Below are 15729 nucleotides of genomic sequence, written 5' to 3'. Positions count from 1 at the left end.
GTTTGATTTATGCAAGTGAAGCGATTTTTCGCCGCCGATATGCGTCAGGCCATGAAGCTGATTCGTGATGAGTTAGGCGCTGATGCCGCCATTATTGGCAATCGCCGCATTGCCGGCGGCGTTGAGTTGACCGCAGCGCTGGATTACAAGCTGTCTGCCTTGGCCCCCCGCGTGCCGAACGTAGAGCTTGAAGAAGAGCTGCGCAAAACCCAGTCCAAAATAGTCTCGGCGCAGGCCGAGCTAAGCCTGCGCAGCGAAGGCGACGGTGATGTAAACCGCCAGCTGTTTGCCGGCTTGCCCTTGACGGCTGCCGAGCCGTTGATTGAGCCGACGCTCGAAGAGCCGCCGCGTCCGGCTGCGACGCCTTCGACCGGCATTGACCGTCGTGTCTTTGACAGCATGCGTTCAGAGCTCAATGGCCTGCGTGAATTACTCGAAGTGCAACTGGGCTCGCTGGCCTGGAATCAGTTGCAAGGTGCCAAGCCTGCGCAAGCAAATTTGTGGCGCCGGTTGCAACGTATTGGTTTGTCGGGGCCGTTGTCCCGTGATCTATTGGCGCAAGTTGCCGAAATTGAAGAGCCACGTCAGGCCTGGCGCATGCTGTTGGCGCATCTGGCGAGGATGATTACGACCCCGGAAATCGAGCCGCTTGAAGAAGGCGGCGTGATTGCTATGGTCGGCCCGGCTGGTATGGGTAAAACCACAACGCTGGCTAAGCTGGCGGCGCGATATGTACTCAAGTACGGCGCGCAACACATCGCATTGGTGAGCATGGATAGCTTTCGTATTGGCGCTCAGGAGCAACTCAAGACCCTGGGCCGAATTCTCAATGTTCCGGTAACTCACGTAGCGCCGGGCCAGTCGTTGGGTCAGACGCTCGAGCCCTTGGTGCGCAAGCGCGTGGTGTTGATTGACACTGCAGGCCTGCAAGCCAGTGACCCGGCGCTGCGTCTGCAACTGGAAAGCCTGGCGGGACGCGGGATCAAGGCACGTAATTACCTGGTGCTGGCCACCACCAGTCAGAAGCAGGTGTTGCAGGCCGCCTACCTCAGCTATAAACGCTGCGGGCTGGCCGGTTGCATTCTGACTAAACTCGATGAAACGGCCTGTTTGGGCGAAGTGCTGAGCCTGGCAATCAGCAACGATTTGCCGGTGGCGTATCTGACTGACGGCCCGCGTATCCCCGACGACCTGCATCTGCCGCGTCGTCATCAGTTGGTGAGTCGTGCAGTCAGTGTGCAAATGCAGGAAGATCCCAGCGAGGAGGCCATGGCCGATATGTTCGCTGATATCTATACCAGCCCCCCCGAGCGGGTCGGTTAAGCGAGTCGATATGAGTTGCAATGTACCTACACCGATGGTTTGCAAGGTGTGGTGCCTACGGGCACACGCAGCCAGCCGTTGTAGCCGCGTCTAAGAAAGACAAGGTAAGAAAGATCATGGGCAGCATGCATCCCGTACAGGTGATCGCAGTGACCGGCGGCAAAGGTGGCGTCGGTAAAACTAACGTGTCAGTGAATTTGTCCATCGCGTTGGCCGAACTGGGTCGGCGTGTGATGTTGATGGACGCTGATCTTGGGTTGGCTAACGTTGATGTCCTGCTGGGGCTGACCCCCAAATACACCCTGGCCGATGTGGTCGAGGGCCGTTGTGAGCTGCGCGATGTCCTGCTGACAGGCCCCGGCGGCATACGTATCGTACCGGCCGCTTCTGGCACTCAGAGCATGGTCAACCTGAGTCCGGCGCAGCATGCGGGTCTGATTCAGGCGTTCAGTGACCTCAGTGACAACCTCGATGTGCTGGTGATCGATACCGCAGCCGGCATCGGTGATTCGGTCGTGAGTTTTGTTCGAGCCGCCCAAGAGGTGTTGCTGGTGGTCTGCGATGAGCCCACGTCGATCACGGATGCCTACGCGCTGATCAAGTTGCTGAACCGCGATTACGGCATGAACCGCTTCCGCGTATTGGCCAATATGGCGCAAAGCCCTCAGGAAGGCCGCAACCTGTTTGCCAAGCTGACCAAGGTCACGGACCGCTTTCTTGACGTTGCCCTGCAATACGTGGGCGCCATCCCCTATGACGAATGCGTACGCAAGGCGGTGCAAAAACAGCGCGCCGTGTATGAAGCATTTCCGCGTTCCAAATGCTCGCTGGCCTTCAAGGCCATCGCGCAAAAAGTCGACACGTGGCCGTTACCGGCCAATCCCCGAGGCCATCTCGAATTTTTTGTCGAGCGTCTTGTGCAGCAAGCAGGTGGAGGACGGCATTGATGACCGCGAGCGGCTATCGCATGTACAGCAAGGCGTCGCGCGACAATCAGTACGAACTGATCGAGCGCTACGCACCGTTGGTCAAGCGTATTGCCTATCACCTGCTGGCGCGCTTGCCCGCCAGCGTGCAGGTGGATGATTTGATCCAGGCCGGGATGATCGGTCTGCTTGAAGTGTCGACCAAGTACGACGCAACCAAAGGTGCGAGTTTTGAGACGTACGCGGGCATTCGCATTCGCGGCGCCATGCTCGATGAAGTGCGCAAGGGCGACTGGGCGCCACGCTCGGTGCACCGCAATACGCGCATGGTCAGTGACGCAATTCGCGTTATTGAAGCAAAAACCGGGTGTGACGCTAAAGATCATGAGGTTGCGGCCGAACTCCAGTTAAGCCTGGATGATTATTACGCCATTTTGAATGACACCCTGGGCAGCCGCTTGTTCAGCTTCGATGATCTGTTGCAGGACGGCGAGCACGAAGGGCTGCATGAAGATGGCGCCAGCGCGCACCTTGAACCTTCGCGGGATCTGGAAGACGAGCGCTTTCAGGTGGCGTTGGCCGAGGCCATCAGCCTGTTGCCGGAGCGCGAACGTCTGGTGCTGGCGCTGTATTACGACGAGGAGTTGAACCTCAAGGAAATCGGCGAAGTGCTGGGGGTCAGCGAATCGCGGGTCAGCCAGTTGCACAGCCAGTGCGCCGCGCGTTTGCGCGCCCGTCTGGGCCAGTGGCGCGCACATTGAAACACTGATTCATTCGTAGCAGCTGCCGCAGGCTGCGTTCGATTGCGCAGCGATCGTCAATCCAGAGCCCGTGGTGTGTCAGATACACCGCAGTCGCTGCATTGACGACGGCTTTGCCGCCGAACGTCGCCTGCGGCAACTGCTACGAAATTAACGGGCTTTTGATAATTACCGAATTGATTGAATGGCGCGCTCAGAGTGTGGGCGCGGCAAAGACCGCTTGGAGGCCGTATTGGACAAGAACATGAAGATCCTTATCGTTGATGACTTTTCAACGATGCGCCGGATCATTAAAAACCTGTTGCGTGACCTCGGGTTCACGAACACGGTCGAGGCGGATGACGGCAATACCGCGTTGCCGATCCTCAGGTTGGGCAGCATCGACTTTCTGGTGACCGACTGGAACATGCCGGGCATGAGCGGTATCGATTTGCTGCGTCAGGTGCGAGCCGACGAAAAGCTCAAACATTTGCCTGTCCTCATGGTGACGGCCGAGGCTAAGCGCGAGCAAATCATCGAAGCGGCCCAAGCCGGGGTTAACGGCTACGTGGTCAAGCCGTTCACGGCTCAGGCGCTCAAAGACAAGATCGAAAAAATCTTTGAACGCATCGGTTGATCGGCTGGAAGGGGGGCGCAATGGAGCATAAAGAAGCGACTCAGGGCGAGTTTGAATCGACCCTGAAAAAACATGCGCGCGAATTGGTCGAAAGCCTTGAAAAAGGGCAGTTCGGCGAGGCAGTGCAGTTGATTCATGAACTGAACCAGACCCGCGACCGCGGTCTGTACCAGGAAGTCGGCAAGCTGACCCGCGAGTTGCACAGCTCCATCGTCAACTTTCAAATAGATCCTGGCATGCCGCGTGCCGAAGAAGTGTCACAGATCACCGATGCCGCCGATCGTTTGGCTTATGTTGTGAAGCTGACGGAAGCGGCGGCCAATCGGACGATGGATTTGGTCGAAAGCAGTACACCGCTGGTCAATGCCTTGGGCACGGATGCCAAGGCGTTGAGTGCCGATTGGGGGCGCTTTATGCGTCGCGAAGTCGGTGCCGAAGAGTTTCGTGAGCTGGCGCGTCGCGTAGACAGTTTTTTGACGCGCAGTGACATTGAGAGCACCCAGGTATCAGCCAACCTCACTGATATTTTGATGGCCCAGGATTATCAGGACCTCACGGGTCAGGTGATCAAGCGGGTGACGCAATTGGTCACCGACGTTGAAAGTAATTTGCTCAAGCTGGTGTTGATGGCCAGCCAGGTTGATCGCTTTGCCGGCATCGAACACGACCGCGAGGCACTGCGTGCTGAAAATAATTCGCAAAAAAACCTGACCAAGGGTGAAGGTCCGCAGATTCATGCCGATAAACGTGAAGATGTCGTGTCCGGCCAGGATGATGTTGACGATTTATTGTCCAGTTTAGGTTTCTAGGCACCGAGTAAATGCCCCTGTACGGTTCTGTGCGGCGGCATCCAAAGGCCCTATTTCAAGGAGCACGTACATGAGCTTCGGCGCCGATGAAGAAATCCTTCAGGATTTCCTGGTTGAAGCCGGCGAGATTCTAGAGCTGTTGTCCGAACAACTGGTTGAGCTGGAAAGCCGACCGGATGATGCGGACTTGCTCAATGCAATTTTTCGCGGTTTTCACACTGTAAAAGGGGGCGCCGGCTTTCTACAACTCAATGAGCTTGTGGAGTGCTGCCATATCGCCGAAAACGTATTCGACATCCTGCGCAAGGGTGAGCGAAGCGTAGACGCCGAGCTGATGGACGTAGTCCTTGAAGCGCTCGATGCGGTCAATGGCATGTTTGCTGAGGTTCGTGAACGCAGCCCGATCACGGCTGCCACGCCCGAACTGCTGGCGGCTTTGGCGCGTTTGGCTGAACCTGCGACAAGCCAGCCGGTGGCTGCGCTTGAACCGGCCAGGCAGGCAGAGACTGCCGGCGACATTACCGACAGCGAATTTGAGTTGCTGCTCGACTCGCTCAATGCGGTCAAGGCGGCAGCCGCCGAACCTCAGCCGGTAAACCCGCCAGCACCCGCCAGTGATGAAATCAGCGATGCCGAGTTTGAGTCTTTGCTCGATCAGCTGCATGGCAAAGGGCAGTTCTCCCCCGATACCGTCACCAGCGTTGCGTCAGAGCCCGCAGTCGAAGCCACTGCGCCTGCCAGCAATGAAATCACTGACGACGAATTTGAAGCCTTGCTCGATCAATTGCATGGCAAAGGCTCGTTCAATACCGATGCGCTGGACGCGGTGGTAACAGCTCCCGCACAGAGCGCCGTGGAAGCACCGGCCAACCCCGATCACATCAGTGATCACGAATTTGAAGCGTTGCTGGATGAGCTGCACGGCAAGGGCCAGTTTTCAGTCCCAAGCCCTGCAGTCGATGGTGCGCAAGCGCCCGTCGCGGCCAAGCCGGTCGACGCGGCTCCGGCACGTTCAGCCCCGGCCCGCACGCCGGCTGCCCAGCCGGAAAAGGCTCATGCCAACGAGGCCGAGACCACCGTACGGGTGGACACTGCGCGGCTTGACGACATCATGAACATGGTCGGCGAGCTGGTGCTGGTGCGTAACCGTTTGGTGCGACTGGGCCTTAACAGCAGCGATGAAGAAATGGCCAAGGCCGTCTCCAACCTCGATGTGGTCACGGCAGACTTGCAGACCGCGGTCATGAAGACGCGTATGCAGCCGATCAAAAAAGTCTTCGGGCGCTTCCCGCGCCTGGTTCGCGACTTGGCTCGTCAGTTGAAAAAAGAAATCAGCCTGGAGCTGGTGGGCGAAGAAACCGATCTGGACAAAAACCTGGTCGAGGCGCTGGCCGATCCGTTGGTTCACTTGGTGCGCAACGCGGTTGACCACGGTTGCGAAACCCCCGAAGAGCGCGAAGCTGCCGGCAAAAATCGTTGTGGCCGGGTGATCCTGTCTGCCGAGCAAGAGGGTGACCATATCCTGCTGTCGATTTCTGATGACGGCAAAGGGATGGACGCCAACGTGCTGCGGGCAATTGCCGTCAAGAAGGGTTTGATGGACAAGGACGCCGCTGACCGCCTCAGCGAGTCCGATTGTTACAACCTGATTTTTGCCCCCGGGTTCTCGACCAAAACCGAGATCAGCGACGTGTCCGGGCGCGGCGTTGGCATGGACGTGGTGAAAACCAAGATCGCCCAGCTCAATGGCTCTTTGAGCATTGAATCGACCTTGGGTCGCGGCTCGAAAATCGTCATCAAGGTGCCACTGACGCTGGCCATCATGCCGACACTGATGGTGATGCTGGGCAATCAGGCATTCGCCTTCCCGCTGGTCAATGTGAACGAAATTTTCCACCTCGACCTGTCGCACACCAATGTGGTCGATGGTCAGGAAGTGGTGATTGTGCGTGACAAGGCGCTGCCGCTGTTCTACCTCAAGCGCTGGCTGGTGGCGTCTGCGATTCACGAAGAGCAACGCGAAGGGCATGTGGTGATTCTCTCGGTAGGCACCCAGCGCATCGGTTTTGTGGTCGATCAACTGGTTGGCCAGGAAGAGGTGGTCATCAAGCCATTGGGCAAGATGCTTCAGGGCACGCCGGGTATGTCGGGTGCCACCATTACCGGTGATGGCCGTATTGCCTTGATCCTCGATGTGCCGAGCATGCTCAAGCACTACGCTTCGCGGCGTATTTGATTCTAGTGGTGTGGGCGGTGCGTTCGCGCCGCCTAACGGAGTGTTTATGGTAGTCAAAGTCCTGGTGGTGGATGATTCCGGTTTTTTCCGCCGCCGTGTCTCGGAAATTCTCTCGGCTGATCCCACTATTCAGGTGATCGGTACGGCCACCAATGGCAAGGAAGCCATTGATCAGGCGCTGGCCCTCAAACCCGACGTGATCACCATGGATTACGAGATGCCGTTGATGGATGGCATCACGGCCGTGCGCCACATCATGCAGCGCTGCCCGACCCCGGTGTTGATGTTCTCTTCACTGACCCACGAAGGCGCCCGCGTGACACTCGACGCGCTGGATGCCGGGGCGGTGGATTTCCTGCCGAAAAATTTTGAAGACATCTCGCGTAATCCCGAGAAGGTCAAACAAATGCTCTGCGAAAAGGTTCACAGCATTTCGCGCAGCAACCGTCGTCTGTCCAGCTACAGTGCAGCGCCCGCGCCATCTCCTGCGCCGGTAGCCAGCAAGCCGGCATTGGGCGGCTTTGTGCCGCCGCCTGCGCCAGCTGCCCCGGCCCGCACCACACCGATTGCCAGCCGTTCCACGACTGCCCCGGTCTCGGCCGCGCCCAAGCGCAAAGCCTACAAGTTGGTGGCCATCGGCACGTCGACAGGTGGGCCAGTGGCGTTGCAGCGGGTACTGACCCAATTGCCGGGTAACTTTCCGGCGCCCATTGTGCTGGTTCAACACATGCCGGCGGCGTTTACCAAAGCGTTTGCAGAGCGTCTCGACAAACTGTGCCGCATCAGCGTCAAGGAAGCCGAGGACGGCGATATGTTGCGTCCGGGGTTGGCGTTGCTGGCGCCTGGAGGCAAACAAATGATGATCGATGGTCGCGGTGCGGTGCGCATCCTGCCCGGGGACGAGCGCCTCAACTACAAGCCGTGCGTGGATATTACGTTTGGCTCGGCGGCCAAGTCTTTCGGTGACAAGGTGTTGGCGGTGGTGCTGACCGGCATGGGCGCGGACGGCCGCGAAGGCGCGCGTTTGCTCAAGCAGGGCGGCAGCGCGGTATGGGCCCAGGACGAAGCCAGTTGCGTGATCTACGGCATGCCAATGGCTATCGTCAAAGCCGATCTGGCGGATGCGGTGTACAGCCTCGACGATATTGGTCGCAACCTGATCGAGGCCTGTCACTGATGGATGTACTGAGCCTGATCGGCATCATCATGGCGTTTGTTGCCATCATCGGCGGCAACTACCTGGAAGGCGGCCATCTGGGCGCTTTAGCCAATGGCCCGGCAGCCTTGATTGTATTGGGTGGCACGGTGGGCGCGGCGCTGTTGCAATCGCCCATGAGCGCGTTCAAACGGGCCATGCAAACGGTTCGCTGGATCCTCTTTCCGCCGCACATCGACATGGCCGGCGGTATTGATCGGGTCGTCAACTGGAGTCTTACGGCGCGCAAGGAAGGCCTGCTGGGCCTTGAAGGCGTGGCGGATGCCGAGCCCGACAGTTACTCGCGTAAAGGCTTGCAACTGCTGGTCGACGGGGTAGAACCCGAAGCCATTCGCAGTGTGCTGGAAGTCGATTACATGACCCAGGAAAGTCGCGACGTCGAGGCGGCCAAAGTCTTTGAAAGCATGGGTGGATATGCACCCACCATCGGCATCATCGGTGCGGTGATGGGCTTGATCCATGTGATGGGTAACCTGGCTGACCCGGCCCAATTGGGCAGCGGCATTGCCGTGGCTTTTGTGGCGACCATTTATGGCGTGGCCAGTGCCAACCTCGTGCTGTTGCCGGTGGCCAGTAAACTTAAAGCCATTGCCCAGCGCCAGTCGCTGTACCGCGAGATGTTGCTCGAAGGCATTCTGTCGATTGCCGAAGGTGAAAACCCGCGCTCCATCGAACTTAAACTGCAAGGCTTTGTAGGTTAACCATGAGTCGCCGTCGCCGCTCCGAGGATGAGCACGTCAATCACGAACGCTGGCTGGTGTCCTACGCGGATTTCATCACCTTGTTGTTTGCTTTCTTTGTCGTCATGTACTCCATTTCGTCGATCAATGAAGGCAAATACAAGGTGATCTCGCAGGCGCTGGTGGGGGTGTTCAATGACCCGGAGCGCAGCATGAAGCCTATTCCCATTGGTGATGAGCGACCGCTGAGCACCACCCCCGCCGAGCCGCTGATCAAAGACAGTGAGCACACCGATGCAGGCATCGGTCAGATGCCGACTGACCCGCTCAAAACCATTGCCGATGACATCAGCCGTGCGTTTGGCGATTTGATCGCCTCCAATCAATTGACGGTGCGCGGAAATGAGCTCTGGGTCGAAATCGAGTTGAACTCCAGTTTGTTATTTGGCAGCGGCGATGCCATGCCCAGTGATATGGCCTTCACCATCATCGACAAAGTGGCCGCGATCCTGAAACCTTTCGATAACCCGGTTCACGTCGAAGGTTTTACTGACAACCAGCCGATTCGCACGTCGCAATACCCGACCAACTGGGAGCTGTCCTCAGCCCGTTCGGCCAGCATCGTACGCATGCTGGCGATGCAAGGTGTCAGCCCCGCACGCATGGCCTCGGTGGGCTACGGCGAATTTCAGCCAGTGGCCAATAACGCCACCCCACAAGGCCGCGCAATGAACCGTCGGGTGGTGCTGGTGGTGTCGCGCAACCTGGAAGTGCGGCGCAGCCTGACCGGCGTGGGCAGCGCAAATGCTACTGCTGATGCGGCGCTCAAGCGCGCTGGCACACAAACTGCACCGCAGCAAACAAAGCCACGGGTTGGTGGGGATACCGTCAATTCTCCGTCGTCGCCCTTATAAGATTTTCGGCCGGCATGTACGAAGCCGGGAGGAACCACTAAATGAGAGTCTGGGCAGTAGCCAATCAAAAAGGTGGCGTCGGCAAGACGACCACATCCATAGCGCTGGCCGGTTTGCTGGCCGAGGCGGGTAAACGCGTTGTGGTGGTCGATCTCGACCCGCACGGTTCCATGACCAGCTACTTCGGTTATGACCCCGATGGCCTTGAACACAGCGTCTACGATTTGTTCTTGCACAAAGGGCAAGTGCCGCAAGGGTTGGCGGCGCAGTTGCTGCTGCCCACCAGCCACGCCAATATCGCCTTGCTGCCAGCGACCACTGCACTCGCCACTCTGGAGCGTCAAGCGCCGGGTCAAAGCGGTCTGGGGCTGGTTATCGCGCGCAGCCTTGCGCAAGTGTGGCAGGACTATGATTACGCGATTATCGACAGCCCGCCGATTCTGGGCGTGCTGATGGTCAATGCATTGGCGGCGAGCCAGCAGTTGGTGATTCCGGTACAGACCGAACACCTGGCACTCAAAGGGTTGGAGCGCATGGTCCACACCCTGAGCATGATCAACCGTTCACGCCCGCAAGAATTGCCCTTCTGCATCGTGCCAACCTTGTTTGACCGCCGCACACAAGCGTCGATCAGCACCTTGCGGGTGTTGCGCGACCTCTACCCGGACACCTTGTGGCAGGGCTTTATCCCGGTTGATACACGCTTGCGCGATGCCAGCCGGGCCGGGCAGACACCGTCACAGTTTGATGACAAAACCCGTGGCGTGATCGCTTACCGGGCGCTGCTCAAACACGTCCTGACCCGACAGCTTTCACCGCAGGCGGTGTGAGGTGGGGGTGTATTCAAGTATCCGCTGCGTGCAGCCGATAACGTCTACAAGCCTCAGATATGAGGCCGTTGAATGGGTCACCTTATGACACAACCGATAGCCGTTTCGACTCGTCCGCAATTGGCGTTGCAGTCTTATCTCGATGATTTGTTGTTTGATGCCACCGAGGCGTTGCCGCCCATCGAAGATGAGCCTCACGTCACGGTTACCGAGTCGCAAAGCGCGGAGCTGGATGAGTTCCGTGCCGCCATGCTCGAAGAAGAAGTGCGCGATGCCCGTGCCCCTGCGATGCCGGTTGAGCTGGCGAGCGTAGGTGTGGCCGCTGAAGCCTTCGTCAACCCGCTGGTAGAGGCTCACCGTCCGCGCGCGGTTGCGGCGCCTTTGCCGGTACTGGAAGACGGCCGACCTGCGTGGGCCACTGAACCCTTCGAGTGCTTGCTGTTTGACGTGGCCGGCCTGACGTTGGCAGTGCCGCTGGTATGTTTGGGGTCGATCTACTCGCTCGAAGGGCGTGAATTGACTCCCTTGTTCGGTCAGCCTGACTGGTTTTTGGGCCTGTTGCCCATTCAGAGCGGCAACCTCAAGGTGCTGGACACGGCGCGCTGGGTGATGCCCGACCGCTATCGCGATGATTATCGCGAGGGTTTGCAATACGTTATTTCGGTTCAGGGCTACGAATGGGGGTTGGCCGTGCATCAAGTCAGCCGCTCGTTGCGCCTGGACCCTAACCAGATCAAATGGCGCTCTCAGCGCGGACAACGCCCCTGGCTGGCCGGCACGGTGATTGAACACATGTGCGCGCTGCTGGACGTTGAACAGTTGGCCGAATTGATTACCCAGGGCAAGGGATAAATGTATCTCCGCTGCCCGTGATCACCATCAGCGGTTTTTTAGTTAAGGGTTTGGTGCATGAACAAGTCAGCCGCACAACAGAGTAGTGAAGATCCGATCCTGCAATGGGTCACCTTTAAGCTGGACAACGAAACCTACGGCATCAACGTGATGCAAGTGCAGGAAGTGCTGCGCTACACCGAAATCGCCCCTGTACCGGGTGCGCCTTCTTACGTGTTGGGCATCATCAACCTGCGCGGCAACGTCGTCACTGTGATTGATACCCGTCAGCGGTTTGGTTTGAATAACGCTGAAATCACCGATAACACACGAATCGTGATCATCGAAGCTGACAAACAAGTGGTCGGCATTCTGGTCGACAGCGTGGCGGAAGTGGTTTACTTGCGTCAGTCTGAAATCGAAACGGCGCCGAATGTGGGCAACGATGAGTCGGCCAAATTTATCCAGGGTGTGTGCAACAAGAACGGCGAGCTGCTGATTCTGGTTGAGCTGGACAAAATGATGACCGAAGAAGAATGGTCGGACCTGGAGAACATCTGATTGATCCTTGAGGTAGCAGTAATCGTTCTGGCGCTCTTGTGGGTAGTTACCCTCTGGCAGTTCCGTTCTTACCAGCGCCGCCAGCGCGATCTGGCGACGCAGCAGGCCACGGCAGATGCCGAGCGTGACCGGCGGATCAAGGAGCTGGCGCGGCGTCTGGACACCTACCAGAACGGCAGCGTGCAGATGGGCGAAGACTTGCTGGAGCTAAGCGCGTTGGTCGCGCCGCTGCCCGAGAAGCTGGCGCAGCTGGAGCAACGCGATCCCACCAGCCTGTCGTTCAATCAGGCCGCGCGCCTGGTGAGCATGGGCGCCAGCGTCGATGAACTGACTCAGTCGTGCGGGTTGACTCAGGCTGAAGCCGAGTTGATGAGCAAGATGCACAAGGGCTGACACAAGGCCGAAGCCGCTGACGAGCACCGCGAGGCTGCGATCGACGGTGTAGCTGTCGCAGGTTGAGATTCTCACTGTGTCAGATACAACGAGGAACTCGGTTTTGCGACGATTGCATCGTCGAACGCAGCCTCGCGGTGCTCGACAGCGGCTACATGGGTTTAGACCTTGCGCAGCACTCTGTGCAAGCGTCCACCAGCGTGCTCGTTACTGTTTAAGGTGTTTAGCCTGGGGTGATATCGCGCTCTACGGGCTGTTCATCGGGGTCAAACCCTTCCGGGAATTTGCCTTTGAGTTGCCAGGCAAAAGCAATGATTTCTGCCAGTGTTCGATACAGCTCCTGCGGGATGCTGTCTCCAAGCTCCATCCGTGCCAGTAGTTTCACCAGTTCGGCATTTTCGTAAATCGGCACTTCGTGCTCGCGGGCCAGTTGCAAAATGGCCTCTGCCAGAGCGTCGTCGCCTTTGGCGGTCAACGTGGGTGCTTGTTTGCCGTCGTATTTAAGCGCAATGGCCTGCCGCGGTTCGGGTTGTCGGGTCATGCTGTTTCATCCACCCAGCGTTGTTCCAGTGGGCTTTGAGCACCTTGCGGTGGCGTGCCTTGATGGCAGTCGAGATCAGTCACAGTCAATCCTGCATCGTTCAAGCGTTGGCGCAAATGACCTAACTGGCTGGTAATCAGTTCGGCGGTAAATACCCGCTGTGCCCACAAGTGCCCCGACAAGTTCCCGCGAATAAGCTGCGCCTGTACGTGCAAAGGGCCCAACGGTGTCAGGTCGAAGGCCAGTTCAACGCGCCACAGCGGATCTTTGTTTTCGCGCACCTCAGGGCTGTCTTGCGCATCTTTTTCGGGCGGGTCTTCACGCTGGAATTTGACTTGCAGCGGCACGATGTCGTGGGCGTTGCGCATTGGGATTTCCAGCTGCCAGGTGGTCAGCAGATTGCCATCAGCCGTGCGTGTGCTTTGTTCAAGGCTGGACAGCTGATGACTTTGCAGGCGTGACAGGGCCGCAGCGGCCAACTTGAGAAGGGTTTGCAGGCTGTCTTCACCATCGCTGCTGTGCAGTGTGCGTTGTGGCAGCGGAAACCCCCCGTACTGTGGCTTGGCGCTGATCTGGCCAAGCATGCCCAGCGCAGTGCGCACAAATGTCGGCATGGCCTGGGCCTGGGTGCTTGCAGCGATGCCTGAGCTGAAGTTGGGGTTGGCAGGTGTGCCGGGCAGGATTTGCGCAATCAGGCGCAGGAGCGCGGCCTTCATGTCTACATTCAGCGACTGGGGCTGGCCATTGAGCAGGTTGGCTTCCAGAAATGCGCCGCTGTTAAGCAGGGCTGATTTCAGCAGGGCCGGGTTGCTCAATTGCGGCGCAGTCGGTAACCCGGCCAGCAAGGTGTCGATCGAAGCGCGCAACGGGGCGGACAGGTTATCGCCGGGGGGCAGTTTTTGCAGAGCGCTGAGCAGCCCTTGCAATGAACCCTGGCGGCTTTGCTGGGCAGCAAGTTGTTGCGCCAGCGCCAGTTGGTCTTGTCGACCGCTCAGCGGGACGAAACTCAAGGTGTGTGCATCTTCAACCTGTGCACTCAACAAGCTGGCGACCCGCAACGGTTGCGGGCTGTCCAGCGTCAGGGTGCGGGTGCTCATGGCGGTGTTGAGCACGCTGACCAGTGAGCGATAGACCGCCGGTTGCCCGGCTGTCTGGGGCAGCAGATAGCTGCCAAGCACTTTACCTTGCAGCAGCGTACCCACCGGTAACTGTTGCAGGTCAAGGCGGGTGAGCGGGGCGCTGGTGCCGCTCACGCCTTGTTGCAGATTGATCGCCAGGCTGCCGGCGGAAGATGGGCTGACGGTCAACAACGTGCCGAGCGCGAAGGGTTGGAGGCTGCTGACTTGCACGTTAGTCTGACGCCCGCCTTCGAGGGTCAGGTTAAGCAGCAGTTGAAAACTCGCATCGCCCTGTTTCAGCGACAGCACCTGGGCCTGAGCGGTTTGCCCGGGGCTTATCAGGCCGTTCAGAGGAGACAGCAGCTTGAACTCCTGCGCGCCAGCGACTCCGGGGCGTACACTGGCCGGGTTCGCAGGTAGGACGGGCGGAATAGTTATGTCGCTTTTCATCGTTACAACCTGTCGAAAATGCCCTCTTTTATGTAGGACATGGCATGTATAATGCCGCCCCGTCATTTAGAGAGTGGCAGAACGTCACAAATGTTTGATCCAGCTCTCTTAAACAGGCCGCAAATGCATTTATCCTGCATCACTTTAACGGCCGCGCCTGAGCCGACTTGAACCGTGAAGGCCTCAATTACGTGACCAGCCCTCTTCTAGACGCCGTAGCGCTCGCGTGTGAGCGTGACTGGCGGATGTTGTTCGAACACCTCGACCTGCAACTGGCCAGTGGCGACATGCTGCAAATCAGCGGCCCCAATGGCAGCGGCAAAACCAGCCTGTTGCGTTTATTGGCGGGCCTGATGCAGCCCACTGCGGGCGAAGTGCGCCTCAATGGCGAAGCGCTTGAGGGGCAGGGCCGCCACCTGCTGTGGATCGGTCACGCGGCCGGCATCAAGGATTTGCTCAGTGCTGAAGAGAATCTCGCCTGGTTGTGCGCCTTGCATCGGCCCGCATCGCGCAAGGCTATTTGGTCAGCCTTGGCCAGTGTCGGTCTTAAGGGCTTTGAAGATGTGCCGTGTCATACATTGTCGGCCGGGCAGCAGCGTCGCGTTGCCCTGGCCCGTTTATATCTGGACAGCCCACGGCTGTGGATTCTCGACGAACCCTTTACCGCGCTCGACAAACAGGGCGTTACCGATCTTGAAGAGCACTTGGCCAGCCACTGCGAGCGCGGCGGCGCGGTGGTGCTGACCACTCACCACACCTTGAACCGCACACCGCCCGGTTATCGCGATATTGACCTTGGGCGTTGGGCACCATGAATGTGTTCGCCACGTTAGTGGCGCGTGAGGCGCGCCTGTTGTTTCGCCGCCCGGCTGAACTGCTCAATCCGCTGGTATTTTTTGCGCTGGTGATCGCCTTGTTTCCGCTGGCGGTCGGCCCCGAAACACAGCTGTTGAAAACCCTGTCTCCGGGGCTGCTGTGGGTCGCCGCACTCTTATCGGTGCTGCTCTCGCTGGACGGCCTTTTTCGCAGTGATTTTGAAGACGGCTCACTTGAACAGTGGGTGCTTTCACCGCACCCGCTGGCGCTGCTGGTATTGGCCAAGGTGCTTGCACACTGGGCGTTTTCCGGCTTGGCACTGGTGATCCTTTCACCCCTGCTGGGGTTGATGCTGGGGTTGCCGGTGGCCTGCCTGCCGGTACTGTTGGTGTCGCTGTTGCTGGGCACCCCGGTACTCAGTCTGCTCGGTGCCGTGGGCGCCGCGCTGACCGTGGGCCTCAAACGGGGCGGACTATTGCTGGCACTGCTGATTTTGCCTCTTTATATTCCGGTGCTGATTTTGGGCAGTGGCGCCTTGCAGGCGGCATTGCAAGGCATGCCTGCGACCGGATATTTATTGTGGCTGGGGTGTTTGACTGCCTTGGCCGTCACCCTGACACCTTTTGCTATAGCGGCCGGGCTGAAAATCAGCGTCGGCGAATAATGAGGTCTGGCCTTGCACAGGCCAGTAAAGACCCTGGCTGGCAC

At 58.6% G+C, this 15729-nt stretch carries 17 protein-coding genes; 15 read left to right on the top strand and 2 right to left on the bottom strand.

Annotated elements, in window-relative coordinates; all coding sequences use genetic code 11:
* The first annotated feature begins 9 nt into the window (after positions 1 to 9).
* The 13 genes from flhF (at position 10) to FJD38_RS01145 (ending at position 12096) form a co-directional block, all read left to right on the top strand.
* A complete protein-coding gene (gene flhF / locus FJD38_RS01205; RefSeq protein WP_122783008.1) occupies positions 10 to 1323 on the top strand; it encodes a flagellar biosynthesis GTPase FlhF in 1314 nt (437 codons plus the stop codon).
* A gap of 116 nt (positions 1324 to 1439) precedes the next feature.
* A complete protein-coding gene (gene fleN, locus FJD38_RS01200; protein ID WP_122783007.1) occupies positions 1440 to 2270 on the top strand; it encodes a flagellar synthesis regulator FleN in 831 nt (276 codons plus the stop codon).
* On the top strand, positions 2267 to 3010 hold the full coding sequence (gene fliA, locus FJD38_RS01195; RefSeq protein WP_233609141.1) for an RNA polymerase sigma factor FliA: 744 nt from the start codon (positions 2267 to 2269) through the stop codon (positions 3008 to 3010). Before fleN ends, fliA begins: the two co-directional genes overlap by 4 nt.
* Positions 3011 to 3254: 244 nt before the next feature.
* The gene (locus FJD38_RS01190; protein ID WP_167654222.1) at positions 3255 to 3626 is read left to right on the top strand and encodes a chemotaxis response regulator CheY; all 372 of its coding nucleotides are present in this window, start codon (positions 3255 to 3257) and stop codon (positions 3624 to 3626) included.
* Between the two features lie 20 nt (positions 3627 to 3646).
* A complete protein-coding gene (locus FJD38_RS01185) occupies positions 3647 to 4435 on the top strand; it encodes a protein phosphatase CheZ (RefSeq protein ID WP_122783005.1) in 789 nt (262 codons plus the stop codon).
* Between the two features lie 70 nt (positions 4436 to 4505).
* Positions 4506 to 6671, top strand: coding sequence for a chemotaxis protein CheA (locus tag FJD38_RS01180; protein ID WP_122783004.1), 2166 nt, complete (start codon positions 4506 to 4508; stop codon positions 6669 to 6671).
* A gap of 46 nt (positions 6672 to 6717) precedes the next feature.
* Positions 6718 to 7848 carry a protein-glutamate methylesterase/protein-glutamine glutaminase gene (locus FJD38_RS01175; RefSeq protein ID WP_122783003.1) on the top strand — a complete coding sequence of 377 codons (1131 nt, stop codon included), beginning with the start codon at positions 6718 to 6720 and terminating at the stop codon, positions 7846 to 7848.
* Positions 7848 to 8588, top strand: a complete 741-nt coding sequence (locus FJD38_RS01170; protein WP_122783002.1) for a flagellar motor protein — start codon at positions 7848 to 7850, stop codon at positions 8586 to 8588. Before FJD38_RS01175 ends, FJD38_RS01170 begins: the two co-directional genes overlap by 1 nt.
* Positions 8589 to 8590: 2 nt before the next feature.
* Positions 8591 to 9481, top strand: a complete 891-nt coding sequence (motD, locus tag FJD38_RS01165) for a flagellar motor protein MotD (protein WP_146383699.1) — start codon at positions 8591 to 8593, stop codon at positions 9479 to 9481.
* A 41-nt stretch (positions 9482 to 9522) separates the two neighbouring features.
* Positions 9523 to 10311 (top strand): ParA family protein, encoded by a 789-nt coding sequence (locus FJD38_RS01160; RefSeq protein WP_122783000.1) that lies wholly within the window; start codon positions 9523 to 9525, stop codon positions 10309 to 10311.
* An 84-nt stretch (positions 10312 to 10395) separates the two neighbouring features.
* Entirely contained in the window at positions 10396 to 11163 is a 768-nt protein-coding gene (locus FJD38_RS01155; protein WP_146383698.1) for a CheW domain-containing protein, read from the top strand.
* Positions 11164 to 11220: 57 nt separating this feature from the next.
* Positions 11221 to 11703 (top strand): chemotaxis protein CheW, encoded by a 483-nt coding sequence (locus FJD38_RS01150; RefSeq protein WP_122782999.1) that lies wholly within the window; start codon positions 11221 to 11223, stop codon positions 11701 to 11703.
* Positions 11704 to 12096 carry a DUF2802 domain-containing protein gene (locus FJD38_RS01145; protein ID WP_146383697.1) on the top strand — a complete coding sequence of 131 codons (393 nt, stop codon included), beginning with the start codon at positions 11704 to 11706 and terminating at the stop codon, positions 12094 to 12096. It abuts the gene before it with no gap.
* A gap of 223 nt (positions 12097 to 12319) precedes the next feature.
* Here the strand turns inward: FJD38_RS01145 and FJD38_RS01140 are convergent, their stop codons facing one another.
* On the bottom strand, positions 12320 to 12637 hold the full coding sequence (locus FJD38_RS01140) for an EscU/YscU/HrcU family type III secretion system export apparatus switch protein (protein ID WP_122782997.1): 318 nt from the start codon (positions 12635 to 12637) through the stop codon (positions 12320 to 12322).
* Positions 12634 to 14205, bottom strand: coding sequence for a flagellar hook-length control protein FliK (fliK, locus tag FJD38_RS01135; protein WP_146383696.1), 1572 nt, complete (start codon positions 14203 to 14205; stop codon positions 12634 to 12636). The genes FJD38_RS01140 and fliK overlap by 4 nt, the downstream gene beginning before the upstream one ends.
* 245 nt (positions 14206 to 14450) lie before the next feature.
* On the opposite strand from fliK, the gene ccmA reads away from it, so the two are divergent.
* Both ccmA and ccmB read left to right on the top strand, forming a co-directional pair.
* Positions 14451 to 15020: a cytochrome c biogenesis heme-transporting ATPase CcmA gene (gene ccmA, locus FJD38_RS01130; protein WP_233609143.1), complete on the top strand. Its 570-nt coding sequence runs from the start codon at positions 14451 to 14453 to the stop codon at positions 15018 to 15020.
* Positions 15017 to 15685, top strand: coding sequence for a heme exporter protein CcmB (ccmB, locus tag FJD38_RS01125; protein WP_122782995.1), 669 nt, complete (start codon positions 15017 to 15019; stop codon positions 15683 to 15685). The genes ccmA and ccmB overlap by 4 nt, the downstream gene beginning before the upstream one ends.
* The last annotated feature ends 44 nt before the right edge of the window (positions 15686 to 15729 follow it).

The sequence above is a fragment of the Pseudomonas saxonica genome (assembly GCF_007858365.1).
Lineage (GTDB): Bacteria > Pseudomonadota > Gammaproteobacteria > Pseudomonadales > Pseudomonadaceae > Aquipseudomonas > Aquipseudomonas saxonica.
This window is presented reverse-complemented; position numbering and strand designations above follow the sequence as displayed.